6 protein-coding genes are annotated in these 13,193 nt (G+C 74.0%); 3 read left to right on the top strand and 3 right to left on the bottom strand.

The window, feature by feature from the left end:
- Positions 1-69: 69 nt before the first annotated feature.
- Entirely contained in the window at positions 70-4,023 is a 3,954-nt protein-coding gene (locus tag ABZW30_RS16455) for a beta-N-acetylglucosaminidase domain-containing protein (protein WP_355671784.1), read from the bottom strand.
- Positions 4,024-4,452: 429 nt separating this feature from the next.
- On the opposite strand from ABZW30_RS16455, the gene malQ reads away from it, so the two are divergent.
- Positions 4,453-6,549, top strand: coding sequence for a 4-alpha-glucanotransferase (gene malQ / locus ABZW30_RS16460; protein ID WP_355671814.1), 2,097 nt, complete (start codon positions 4,453-4,455; stop codon positions 6,547-6,549).
- A 74-nt stretch (positions 6,550-6,623) separates the two neighbouring features.
- Positions 6,624-6,848 (top strand): hypothetical protein, encoded by a 225-nt coding sequence (locus ABZW30_RS16465; RefSeq protein ID WP_355671785.1) that lies wholly within the window; start codon positions 6,624-6,626, stop codon positions 6,846-6,848.
- Between the two features lie 102 nt (positions 6,849-6,950).
- Here the strand turns inward: ABZW30_RS16465 and pepN are convergent, their stop codons facing one another.
- Together pepN and ABZW30_RS16475 are read right to left on the bottom strand one after the other, a co-directional pair.
- Positions 6,951-9,530, bottom strand: a complete 2,580-nt coding sequence (pepN, locus tag ABZW30_RS16470) for an aminopeptidase N (RefSeq protein ID WP_355671786.1) — start codon at positions 9,528-9,530, stop codon at positions 6,951-6,953.
- Positions 9,531-9,727: 197 nt separating this feature from the next.
- Positions 9,728-11,416 (bottom strand): PQQ-binding-like beta-propeller repeat protein, encoded by a 1,689-nt coding sequence (locus ABZW30_RS16475; RefSeq protein WP_355671787.1) that lies wholly within the window; start codon positions 11,414-11,416, stop codon positions 9,728-9,730.
- Positions 11,417-11,898: 482 nt separating this feature from the next.
- Here ABZW30_RS16475 and ABZW30_RS16480 point away from each other — a divergent pair, with 482 nt between their 5' ends.
- On the top strand, positions 11,899-13,077 hold the full coding sequence (locus ABZW30_RS16480) for an ROK family transcriptional regulator (RefSeq protein WP_355671788.1): 1,179 nt from the start codon (positions 11,899-11,901) through the stop codon (positions 13,075-13,077).
- Positions 13,078-13,193: the final 116 nt, after the last annotated feature.

Below are 13,193 nucleotides of genomic sequence, written 5' to 3' on the forward strand. Positions count from 1 at the left end.
TCACAACGTCGGTACGCGCCTCATGGGCCGCCGCGCCCCCCGCACCGGGGAGCCCGGCGGCCCGCCGCGTTACTGCTTCGGCGGCGCCGCCGGTGGCGTCGTGGGCGTGGTGCCCGGCTGGCCCGGGTTCGGCTGGCCCGGCTGGGCCGGCGGGGCGGTCGGCGGCGGCTGCGGCGGGGTGACCGGAGCGGTGACGGCGTACAGCTCGATGCCGTACAGCGAGTAGCCGAACTTGGTGGCCCGCGCCACGCCCTGCATCCGGACGAACCGGACGCCCGAGGCGTCGAAGCGCACCGTCTCGTCCCCGCCCTTGCCGTTGTCCACCGTCGCCGCGTCCGTCCAGGTGCTGCCGTCCGGCGACACCTGGATCTTGTACGAGGAGGCGTACGCGGACTGCCAGTGCAGCACCGCCGCGCCCAGGTGGACGGTTTGCGGCAGCTCCAGCTGCACCCAGGCGTCGTCCTTGGCCGGCGAGGACCAGCGGGTCTTCGGGTCGCCGTCGGAGACCGCCGAGGCCGGGAAGGCCGGCGTCTCGTCGCCCGAGGAGGTGGCCTTCGCGCCCACCGCCAGGTCCGGCCCGGAGGTCGCCGGCACCACGTGCACCTGCAGCACCTGCTTCACGGTGGTGCCGCCCGCCACGTACGACACCGGCACCTGGTACGTCCCGGACGGCGTCCCCGGCGCGGCGGTGACCAGCAGCGGCACGCCCACCCGGCCGCCGCGCGGCACGGTCACCGGGCCGGCCGGGGTCACGGTCAGGCCCTTGGCGGCGGCCGGCACCTCGGTGCGCAGCTCGCCGGTGGTGCCCTCGGGGCGGCCGGCCTCGACGGTGGCCTGGGTCTTGGCGGGCGAGGCCGCGCCGGCGACCACGTCCAGCGCCGGGTCGGCCAGGCCGAGCCGGGCCGCCGGGACGTCCGCGTACCAGGGGATCACCTGGTTGACCACCGGCGGGTCGCCGCCGGGCTTCCAGGTCAGTCGGAAGGCGTCGGCCAGCTGCCCGCCGGCCGACAGCTCGTTGTAGCCGGGCTGCACGGTGCCGATGTCGGTCCAGGTGCCGTCGGAGCGGCGTACCGCGACGGTGGCGGTGGCGTGCACGTTCGGGTCGGTCAGTACGGTCAGCCGGTCCAGCGGACGGGCGCTGCCGAGCTCGACGGTCAGCGGCTGGTCCAGCGCGGTGGGCGGGTTGGCGGCGCGGTAGGCGGTGTCCGGGTTGCCGTCCAGCACGGCCGCGGCCGAGGAGCCGGGCAGCGCGGCGGGCCCGCCGGAGACGCTGGCCGGGGCGTCGTCGGGGGCGGTGACGGTGAACTCGCGCACCGCGACGGCGGTCTTCTGCGCGGCGGTGGCCCGCAGCCGTACCGCCCGTACCACCGTGCCGGGCGGCAGCTGGGCGCTGACCGTCTTCTGGTTCTTCACCACGGCGAGCTGCTGCCAGCCGCCCTCGCCGGTGCTGTACTCCAGCACGCCGTCGCGGATGTAGTCGTCCACGGCGGTCCGGGCGTCCGGGCCGTTGCCCCAGCCGCCCATCAGCACGGTCACGCCGCTGATCGGCCGCCCTGCGCCGAGGTCCACGCCGACCGAGTCGCCGGGCTGCGGGGGAGCGGAGCTCCAGTAGAAGGTGTCGGCCTGGCCGTCGACCATCAGCGCGGGCAGGTGGTCCTGCGCGGTGCCCATGCTGCTGGTCGGGGTGACCCCGCCGCTGACCACGCCGGACCAGTTGTCGGCGGCGCGCACCGCGCGGTCCAGGAACGGGGCGAGCACCCCCGGGCCGATGGTCGCCGGGGATTGGGTGAGTTGGGCGCGCAGCCGGTTGAGCTGCACCCGGGCCTTCCAGGCCGCCCCGCCGTCGCCGCCCTTCTGGGCCAGCAGCATGTCCAGCGCGGCCTGCCCGGCCAGCCCGTAGTCGCGCAGCGGGCCCAGCCAGGGCCCGGCCTCGGCGGCCAGCTGGGCGGTGGCCTGGGTGCCGGAGAGGGTCTGCTGGGCGGTGGCCATCGCGGAGAAGGCGTCCCGCAGCGGGGCCGCGGCCTCGATCAGCTTGGCGAGGTCCGGGGTGGCGCCGGAGGTGGGCTCGGCGGCCGCCCAGAACCGGTCCAGCAGCGGCGTCAGGTAGCCGGACTCCTGCTTGGACAGCGGAGAGGAGGTGCTGTTGCCGGCCAGCGCGGTCACCGCGGACAGCGCCGATCCGGCGGGCGTGGCGCCGGCGCCGGTCGGCCCGGCCAGCGAGCGCACCGCTGCCTGCCAGGAGTCGTCGGGCTTGTAGCCGGTCGGGTTCCAGGCGAAGTCGCCGGCCGTGGCGAGCGCTATCCGGGAGGCCACCGGCTGCTGCATCGCGCCGGTCAGCAGTACCGCCGAGCGGGTGGCCACCTCCGGCTCGCGGCCGGTGTAGGCGCCGAGGAAGAGCCGGTCCGGGTTGGCGTCGTTGACCGGATAGTTGTCCATGGTGACCAGCGGGTGCCCGTACAGGCTGCCGGTGTCGGAGGTCTGGGCGCCGGTGATCTTCTCCGGGATCACCCCGCCGCCGCTCCAGGCCACCTGCACACCGCTCGGCAGCGCGTCGGCCAGTGCCTTGCGGTACGGCGTGGTGCCCTGCTTGTGGTACTCGGTCGGCACGATGGACAGCGGCGCCAGGCCCGGGTTCTTCGCGATCAGCCGGTCCTGCACCTTCTTGACCAGCGCGGCCTGCGCCTTGGCGGCCGCGGCCGGACCGCTGCCGTAGGCGTCGTGGTCGTCGTCGCAGTGCCACTCGTCGTAGCTGACGTCCAGGAACTGCAGCTGGAAGGCGGTGAAGCCGAGCTTGCGCAGCCCGTCCAGCTTCGAGACCAGCGCGTTGACGTCCCCGTCGGAGCTGAAGCAGAGCGACTGCCCCGGGTCGATCGCGTAGCCGAGGGTGACGTGGTTCTGCCGGGCCCGGTCGCCGAGCTCGCGCAGCTCCGACTGCTGGGCGGCCGGGTAGGCGTCGCGCCAGCGGGACAGCCGGAACGGGTCGTCACCGGGGGCGTACAGGTAGAAGTTCTGCTTGGAGCGGCCCAGGAAGTCGACCTGGTCGAGCCGCTGCTGGGCGCTCCACGGGGTGCCGTAGAACGCCTCCGCGGCGCCGCGCACCGCCGCCCCGCTCGGCCAGTCCCGCAGCGTGATCCCGGGCAGGCCGAGCCCGGCCGCGCCCGGCCCCTGGCCCTGCCCGGCCGGTACGGCGGCGAGCAGCTGGCGCAGGCTCTGCGCGGCGTAGAAGGTGCCGGCCGGGTCCACGCCCGCCAGCACCACCGCGCCGTACGTCCCGCCGCCCTGGGCGGGCAGCTGACCGGACGACAGCACGTAGCCGCCGGCCGTCATGCCGTCGGTCGAGGGCCCGGAGCCGTCCTTGGCGCCGGCCGCGGCGGCCAGCTGGCGCAGCGTCCGGTCCACCTCGCCCCCGGCGTCCTCGGCGGCCCCGCCGACGTACACCACCAGCGAGCCGGCGGCCGGCGTCCCGCCGTCCGGCTGCGGGGTCACCGAGGTGGCCCCGGCGACGGCCAGAACCTCGCGCACGGCGTCCACCGCGCCCCGGTCCACCTTGGGCGCGGGCACCAGCGTCACGGCGGCCGGCACCGTGACGGCCTTGCCCGCCACGGTCTGCTCCTGCGGGTGCGGGAACACCTGCGGGTTCGTCACGCTGCCCAGCGGAGTCTGCGGCGCGGTGCTCACCACGTCCGGTCCGGGCGTCGCCGCGTACGCCGCCGACGGCATCGGCCCGGCCAACAGCCCGCCGACCACCGCCGCGGCCGCGACCCCGGCCGCGATCTGCATCGCCCGCCGCCCCGGCCGCCCCGCCGCACGCTCCGCCCGTACCGATGCCAACAGCGGCTCCGTCCCCTTCAGATCGGCGATCAGCCGGTCCGCGGTCCTCGGCGCCAGCTGGCGACACGTCCGTGCGGTGGCCCGCCGAGCACTCAGCGCGGCCGGATGCTGCAGCACCTCCCGCAGCGCCGGACTCTGCTCCAACTGCTGCCGCAGCCGCCGCCCGGCCACAACGGACACACGGGCTTGCACAGGAGCCTCCTCGAACAGGCCTGACCACAACGCGAGCAACCCCACCAGCTACCCAACCCGGTGTCAACGCCGCCGACGGCTATGCAGACTTTGCCCGGTTTCATCCCCCTGTTCCACCCCCGGCGCGACGGCTGTCGCGACGGCCGGAACCGGTGGCACGGGGCGGCGACGCGTCAGCCGTACCGGGGGAGCGGTCGGCGGGGCCGGACCTCCGGGCCTTCCGCGCCGACCAGCCGGACTCCCGGTCAGGCGCGCGCGTGCGCCGCGCCGCACAGGCCCGACCGATCCACCCCGCGCGCACGTGTCGCGCAGCGTCATCGGGTCGTCACCCGGGTAGGACTTGGGGAGCCCTGACCGGGCGTCGCCGAGACATCGCAGGAGCCGCGAGTGGCCGCTTACCACGACAGTGACGGAGCCGACGGGCTGAAGGTGCCGCCGCAGGACGCACCGCCTCCGCCGGCGGAGCTGGTGGCGCTGGCGCAGGCGCACGGGGTGGACACCCGGCACCCGGGGCCGGGTGGGCAGACGGTGGGGGCGCGGACGCTGGTGGCGGTGTTGCGGGCGTTGGGGGTGGCGGCCGGGTCGCCGGAGGAGGTGCGGGAGGCGTTGGAGCGTCACCGTGCCGACCAGCAGGGCCGGTTGCTGCCGCCGTGCGTGGTGGTCCGGCAGGGGCGGCGCACCGCGCTGGACGTGCCGGCCGACGCCCGGCTGCGGGTTGAGCTTGAGGGCGGGGGCAGTTGGGAGCTGCCGTGCGGCCACTCCCACTGGCTGCCGGCGGACCTGCCGCTCGGGCGGCACACGCTCAAGGCGGAGACCGACGGCAGATCAGCAGCGGCGCCGCTGATCGTCGCGCCGCAGAGGCTTCCCCAACTCCCCGGCCGCAGCTGGGGTTTCCTCGCCCAGCTGTACTCCGTCCTGTCCGAGCGCTCCTGGGGCATGGGCGACCTCGGCGACCTCGCCGAGCTCGCCCAGTGGGCGGGGGCCGGGCTCGGCGCGGGCTTCGTGCAGATCAACCCGCTGCACCAGGCGCTGCCCGGCGTCCCGGGTGTGCCCACCGACCCGTCCCCGTACCGTCCGTCCTCCCGCCGCTTCGCCGACCCGGTGCACCTGCGGATCGAGGCGGTCCCCGAGTACGCGTACCTGAACGCCGAACAGCGGGCGCAGACCGACGACCTGGCCTGCCGCGCCGCGCGGCTGCGCGACGAGGTGCTCGTCCACGACGGCCTGATCGACCGGGACGCCGTCTGGGCGCTCAAGCGCGAGGCGCTGGAGCTGCTGCACGAGGTGCCGTGCGGCCCCGGCCGCCGGGCGGCGTACGAGGCGTACCGGCGGCGCGAGGGCGAGTGGCTGCGCCGCCACGCGCTCTGGAACGCCCTGGCCGAGGTGCACGGCCCCGACTGGCACCACTGGCCGAAGGGCCTGCGTCACCCGGGCGGCCCACAGGTCGAGCAGGCCGCCAAGGAGCTCACCGAGCGGGTCGAGTTCCACCGCTGGCTGGCCTGGCAGGTCGACCGGCAGCTCGCCCACGCCCAGCACAGTGCCCACGAGGCGGGCATGCCGGTCGGTCTGATCCACGACCTGGCGGTCGGCGTCCACCCCGACGGCGCGGACGCCTGGGCACTGCAGGACGTGCTGGCCGGCGGCATCTCGGTCGGCGCGCCGCCGGACGCCTTCAACGCCCACGGCCAGGACTGGGGTCTGCCGCCCTGGCGCCCGGACGCGCTGGCCGCGGCCGGCTACGCCCCGTACGCGGAACTCCTGCGAGCGACGGCGAGGCACGCCGGGGCCGTCCGGATCGACCACGTGATGGGCCTGTTCCGCCTCTGGTGGGTCCCGCAGGGCCACCCGCCCACCGAGGGCGCGTACGTGCGCTACGACGCCGAGGCGATGCTCGGCGTGCTGGCACTGGAGGCGCACCGGGCCGGGACGGCGGTGATCGGCGAGGACCTGGGCACGGTCGAGCCGGGCGTGCGGGAGGAACTGGCGGCGCGCGGCATCCTGGGCACCTCCGTGCTCTGGTTCGAGCGGGACTGGGACGCGGCCGGGCGGATCCTCGCCCCGGACCGCTGGCGGCCCGGCTGCCTGGCCACCCTCACCACCCACGACCTGCCGAGCACCGCGGCCCGGCTCTCCGGCGAGCACGTCGAGCTGCGGCACCGGCTCGGCCTGCTGGCCCGGCCGCTGGGGGAGGAACAGGAGGAGGCCGCGACGGAGCTGGCGGACTGGCGGGCCGAACTGGCCCGGCTGGGGCTGCTCACCCCGGGCGAGCCGCTGTCGATGCCGGTGCTGTACCGGTTCCTGCGGGCGACCCCGGCGGAGCTGGTCGGTGTCTGGCTGCCGGACCTGGTCGGCGACCCGCGCCCGCAGAACCTGCCCGGCACCTGGGACCAGTACCCGAACTGGCGCCTCCCGGTCGCTGACGGCGCCGGCGGCCCGGTCACCCTCGACCGCCTCGCCACCGTCCCGGCAGCCCGCCTCCTGGCTCAGCTCCTCGCCCTGCCCAGCCCGCAGAACCCGTCCCGGTGACCCGCGCGGGGCCCACGAACCGGAAGGCCGACCCCGACGCGCGCCCTCCCATAAGCGGCGGGTAAGTTGGAAACGTGGACAAGAGGAACGCTTTGCGAGCCGGCGCGGTCTCCGCAACGGTCACGCTGATGATGCTGCTGTCGTCGCCCGCCATGGCCCTCACCAGGGACGACGGCGACGACCCGGGTCCCGGCCTGAGCGTCGGCCAGACCATCGGCCTGTACGTGCTGATTCCGCTCGCCGTCTTCGCCGTCATCGCGGCCCTCGCGGGCATGCCGTGGGGCAAGAAGAAGAAGTAGCCGTCGCGTCCCCCGGACCCAGCGTCCACCAGGACCCGTACAACCCCGAAGGGGCGCCGGACGATCCCGTCCGGCGCCCCTTCGGGCGTTACCGACGCCCGGTCAGCGAGCTCCCGCCGCCCGGTCCACAGCCTGGGCCTTGAGCGCGCGCTCGACCCCGGCCCGCGCCTCGACCACCTGGCGCCGCAGCGCCGGGGCCGGCTCGGCCCCGGTCAGCCAGGCGTCCGTGGCCGCCAGCGTCTCGTCCGACACCTGCAGCGAGGGGTACAGCCCGCCGATGATCTGCTGCGAGATCTCGTGGCTGCGGGTCTCCCAGATGCCCTTGACCGCCGCGAAGTACTTCGCCGCGTACGGCGCCAGCAGCTCGCGCTGGTCCGACTGCTGGAAGCCGGCGATCACGGCCTCCTGGACGTAGTTGGTCAGCTTGTCCGACTCCACCACCGACGCCCAGGCCTCGGCCTTGGCCTCGGCGGTCGGCCGGGCCGCGCGGCAGGTGGCCGCGTGCTCCTGGCCGGCCGCGGTGTTGTCCCGCTCCAGCTCGGCCGTGATCAGGGCCTCGTCCGCCCGGCCGGTGGCCGACAGCCGGGTCAGCAGCGTCCAGCGCAGCTCGGTGTCCACCGCCAGGCCCTTGATCTCCACCGAGCCGTCCAGCAGCCCGGCCAGCAGCGCGAGCTGCCCGTCGGTGCGGGCGACGGAGGAGAGGGCACGGGCCCAGGCCAGCTGGTGGTCGCTGCCGGGCTCGGCGGCGCGCAGGTGCTCCTCGGCGGCGGCGGCCCAGCGGGCGAGGCCCTGCTCGCGCCAGTCCGGGTCGGCGTAGGCGTCCAGGGCCAGCTTGACCTGGCGGTGCACGGACTGCACCACGCCGATGTCGCTCTCGCGCCCGATGCCGGACAGCGCCAGCGACAGGTAGTCGCGGGTGGCCAGCTCGCCGTCGCGGGTCATGTCCCAGGCGGAGGCCCAGCACAGCGCGCGCGGCAGCGACTCGGTGAAGCCGCCGAGGTGCTCGGTGACCACGGCCATCGAGTCCTCGTCCAGCCGGATCTTGGCGTACGAGAGGTCGTCGTCGTTGAGCAGCACCACGGCCGGCCGGTGACGCCCGACCAGCTCCGGCACCTCGGTGCGCGGGCCGTCGACGTCCAGCTCGATCCGGTCGGTGCGCACCAGCGCGCCGTCCGCCAGCTCGTACAGGCCGACGGCGATCCGGTGCGGCCGCAGCACGGCCTCGCCCTTGGCGCCGGCCGGCAGCGCGGGGGCCTCCTGCAGGACGGCGAAGGACTCGATCTCACCGTCCGTGTTCAGCGTGATGGACGGCCGCAGCACGTTGATGCCGGCGGTCTCCAGCCAGGACTTGGACCAGGCCTTGAGGTCGCGGCCGCTGGCCTCCTCCAGGGCGCCGAGCAGGTCGCTGAGCCGGGTGTTGCCCCAGGCGTGGCGCTTGAAGTACGCCTGCACGCCCTGGAAGAAGGCGTCCTGGCCGACGTACGCCACCAGCTGCTTGAGCACCGAGGCGCCCTTGGCGTAGGTGATGCCGTCGAAGTTGACCTGGACGTCCTCCAGGTCGTTGATCTCCGCCATGATCGGGTGGGTGGACGGCAGTTGGTCCTGCCGGTAGGCCCAGGTCTTCATCTGGTTGGCGAAGGTGGTCCAGGAGTGCGGCCACCGGGAGCCGGGCGCCTCGGCCTGGCAGACGGCCTCGGCGAAGGTGGCGAAGGACTCGTTCAGCCAGAGGTCGTTCCACCACTCCATGGTGACGAGGTCGCCGAACCACATGTGGGCGAGCTCGTGCAGGATCGTCGCGGCGCGCGCCTCGTACGCGGCGTCGGTGACCTTGGAGCGGAACACGTACTGGTCGCGGAAGGTGACGGCGCCCGCGTTCTCCATCGCGCCGGCGTTGAACTCCGGGACGAAGAGCTGGTCGTACTTGGCGAAGGGGTACGGGTAGTCGAACTTCTCCTGGAAGTAGTCGAAACCCTGCCGGGTGACCTCGAAGATCGCCTCGGCGTCCAGGAATTCGCGCAGCGACGGACGGCAGTACACACCCAGCGGCACGCGCTGCTCGCCGTTCTCGTAGACGTCGAAGACGCCCACGTACGGGCCGGCGACGAGCGCGGTGATGTAGGTGGAGATCCGGCCGGTGGGCTCGAACTTCCAGACCCGGGTGTCCCCTTCGCCGACCGGCTCCGGGGTGGGCGCGTTGGAGACCACGACCCAGCCCGCGGGGGCGGTCACGGTGAACGCGAACGTGGCCTTCAGGTCCGGCTGTTCGAAGCTGGCGAAGACCCGACGGGCGTCCGGCACCTCGAACTGGGTGTACAGGTAGGTCTCGCCGTCGACCGGGTCGACGAACCGGTGCAGGCCCTCACCGGTGTTGGTGTAGGCGCAGTCGGCGACCACGCGCAGCTCGTTCTCGGCGGCCAGGTTCGGCAGCGGGATGCGGCTGTCCGCGAAGCTGGCCGGGTCGAGCGGGGCGCCGTTGAGGGTGATCTCCTCGACGCTCGGGGCGACGAGGTCGATGAAGCTGTCCGCGCCGGGCGTCGCGGCGGTGAACCGGACCACGGTGGTGGACCGGAAGGTGCCACCCTCGCGGGCCGAGCCGAGGTCGAGTTCGATGTCGTACGCGTCCACCCGGAGGAGGTCGGCCCGGGTGCGGGCTTCCTCGCGGGTCAGGTTGGTGCCGGGCACTCGCTGCACTCCTTTGTCAGGCTGATGGACCGAATCCTCGCATGCCCAACGGTTGAGCCCCCCGGAAAATCGCAGGCGGGGCGGGCCCGGACCGCAGGGCCTGTCTCAGACAGTCCCGGTCCGTGCCCGCCCCGCCGGACGAGTGCCCGCGACCGGGGGTCAGACCCCCGAGGTCGCGGCCGGTGTCACCACCGGCGTCACTTCGACCACTTGGTCATCGGCGACGTGTAGCTGCTGGCGCGCCGGTAGGCGAGGATCGCGCTGTTGTCGTCGGTGACGAAGTACTCGGACATGCTCATCCCGATGTCCATGCCGTCCGGCATCGCCATGGTGCCGATGTCGCTCATCGAACCGTCGCCCGGCGACAGCGTCACCAGCTTGGCCGGCTTGTCGTAGCCCTGGCCGACGATCGCCCGGACCTTGCCGTCCTTGGTGGTGCCGGAGACCAGCCGGATGTCGTTGCTGGTCGAGGCGGAGGCGGTGGACCAGAGGCGCTTGCCGGTGTTCAGGTCGTACGCGTTGATGCCCGACTTGCTGCCGGAGACCTGGACGTACAGCGTCGTGCCGCTGACCACGTTGCTGCTGATGGCGTCGGACTGGCCGGACAGGCGCAGGCTGTCGGAGCCGGCCTCCTTGGTCGACATCTGGTTGCCGGGCTTGTTGTCCTTGTCGAACGGCAGGATGTAGTCGCCGTTCGGGCCGCTGGACATCAGCACCACCAGGGGGTTGGTGCTGACGACCTTGTCGATCCGCTCGATGCTGCCGGTGAGAGTGATCGGCTGGCTGGTGGGCTGGCCGGTGTCGGCGTTGACGATCTGCAGCACCGACTTCGGGCTGGTGTCGTAGCAGCGGTCGGTGATCGCGATCTGCGAGCCGGCGGCGGCGCCGTACACGGTGCAGTCCTTGCCGCGCCCCTTGAACTGCCAGACGGGCTGGCCGTTGTCGATGTTCAGCCCGCCGACCGGGCCGACGGCGACCACCTTGTCGGTGACGCTCAGGGTCGGCGAGGACAGCCGGTCCGTGGCGGCCTTGACGGTCCAGAGCAGCTTGCCCTGGGCGATGTCGACGGCACCGATGGTGGAGCAGTCGTAGTCACCGGTGTTGAAGGAGACCGCGACGATGTTCTTGGAGTTGTGCGAGTAGGAGGCGGTGCACAGCTCCTTGGAGCCGGACGGCACCGGGATGTTCCAGGCCTCCTTGCCGTCCGAGAGGTTGTAGGCCCGGATGCCGGTGCTGTCCGCGCGCACGGCGGTCTGGCCGGCGCCCCAGACCCCGAGCAGCTGCGAACTGGAGTCCGAGTTCTGCGGCTTGTCGGCGTTCCAGGCGACCTTGTACGTGGCGTTGCCCGGGACGGGCGTGGGGCCCCCGTCGGTGCCGGCGGAGGTGCTGCCGCTGTTGGAGGTGCTGGTCGTGGTGCCGCCCGAGTCGGCCGCCGGCCCCGGGTTGGGCTTGGGGTCGTTCCCCTTGAGCAGGACGACCAGCCCGATCACGATGGCGATCACCAGCACACCGCCGATGACACCGCCCCACAGCATCACGGGGTTGCGCTGCTTGGGTGCGACGGGCACCGGCGCACCCGGGTAGGTGTACCCGGGCTGCTGCTGGTAGTCGTACCCGCCGGTGTTGTAGCCCTGGGAGGCGTCCGGAGCGGCGTAGCCGCCACCGGGCACCGGGTCGTACGGGCCGACGGGCGCGCCGCCCGGAGGCGGCGGGGCCTGGGCGGGGACGCCGGCCGCGGTCGGCGCGTACGCCGCGTAGTCGACGCCGCCCGGCGGCTGCGCGGGCGGCGCCGGCGGCTGGGCCGGCGGGCCGGCGGGTGCGGCCTGGCCCGGAACGGCCGAGCCGTCGAGTTGCGTCATCTGGTCCGCGACGGCGGCCGGATCCACGCCGCCCCCTGCCGGGCGTCCCAACGAGACGCCCCGGTTCCCCTGCGGGCCACTGCCGGGCGCTTCGCCCGCACCCGGCGTAGGGTGATCCCCTGCCATCTGATTCCCCGTCATGTCTGGAAGCGTCCCCGTGTCGGTACCGTCTGCGGTCCGGTGGGACGGGTGAGATTCGGCACCATGCTAGTGGTGGGTGGTTTTCGGCCGTCGCCAGGACTGCCGAACCCAGCCCCCACGGGCCCTGACCGCGCAACACTTTCACCGGCCACCCACCGCGCCGCCACGGTCGCACACTCCTTCCCCGCGGGCGCGCAGCACGAAGCCGCGCGCCCCGTCCCACCCGCCGCTCACCCGATCGGGCGAGAGGACGCCCCGTACCCGTCCTCCCGGGAACCCACCCCCGCACGAACACCCCTTGCGCCGTAGGCTTCAGGAGTTGAAGGGGACGCCCGGCGGAGGGGTCCCCGCCCCTGGGAGGGTGGATCATGTCGACGGACACACCGGGTTCGCAGTCGTCCCTGCACCGGGCGAACCTGGAGCGGGTGCTCCGGGCGGTGCGGATGGCCGGTTCGCTCACCCAGGCCGAGATCGCCCGCGGCACCGGTCTCTCCGCGGCCACCGTCTCCAACATCGTGCGGGAACTGAAGGAGAGCGGCACCGTCGTGGTCGCCGACACCTCCTCCGGCGGCCGCCGCGCCCGCAGCGTCTCGCTCAGCGGCGACGCCGGCATCGTGGTCGGCATCGACTTCGGCCACACCCACCTGCGGGTCGCGGTCGGCAACCTGGCGCACCGGGTGCTGGCCGAGGAGAGCGCCCCGATCGACGTGGACGTCTCCGCCGCGCAGGGCTTCGACCGGGCCGAGGCGATGGTCGAGCGGCTGCTGGAGCAGGCCGGCTTCCGCCCGGAGAAGGTGATCGGGGTCGGCCTCGGCGTGCCCGGCCCGATCGACGTGGAGACCGGCGCGCTCGGCTCCACCGCGATCCTGCCCGGCTGGACGGGCATCGCCCCGGGCCGGGAGCTGGCCGAGCGGCTCGGCATGCCGGTACACGTGGACAACGACGCCAACCTGGGCGCGCTCGGCGAGTTGGTCTGGGGCGCCGGCCGCGGGCTGAGCGACCTCGCGTACATCAAGATCGCCAGCGGTGTCGGCGCCGGCCTGGTGGTCAACGGCCAGATCTACCGCGGCCCCGGCGGCACCGCAGGTGAGATCGGGCACATCACCCTGGACGAGGCCGGCCCGGTCTGTCGCTGCGGGAACCGGGGCTGCCTGGAGACCTTCGTCGGCTCCCGCTACCTGCTCTCGCTGCTCACCTCCACCCTCGGCCCGGACCTCACCCTGCCCCGGGTGGTCGAGCTGGCCCACCAGGGCGACCTCGGCTGCCGCCGGGTGATCGCCGACGCCGGCCGGCAGATCGGCACGGGCGTGGCCACCCTGTGCAACCTGCTCAACCCCCGCCGGGTGATCCTCGGCGGCGACCTCGCCGAGGCCGGTGAGCTGGTGCTCGCCCCGATCCGCGACTCGGTCGCCCGCTACGCCATCCCCAGCGCCGCCCGCCAGCTCTCGGTGGTCCCCGGCACTCTCGGCGGCCGGGCGGAGGTGCTCGGCGCGCTGGCCCTGGTGATGAGCGAGATGGGCGAGTCCGGGGCCCTCGGCCGCCACTGAGAACCCCTGGCGCAGAGCGGCCCGCCCGCGCGACCAGAACATCCATTCGTCAACACCATGTTGACCCGCACCCCGGCCCCACCTCCCGGAATGGCGGTAACCGGTCGGTGGCACCG

The sequence above is a fragment of the Kitasatospora sp. NPDC004669 genome, assembly GCF_040609455.1.
Lineage (GTDB): Bacteria > Actinomycetota > Actinomycetes > Streptomycetales > Streptomycetaceae > Kitasatospora.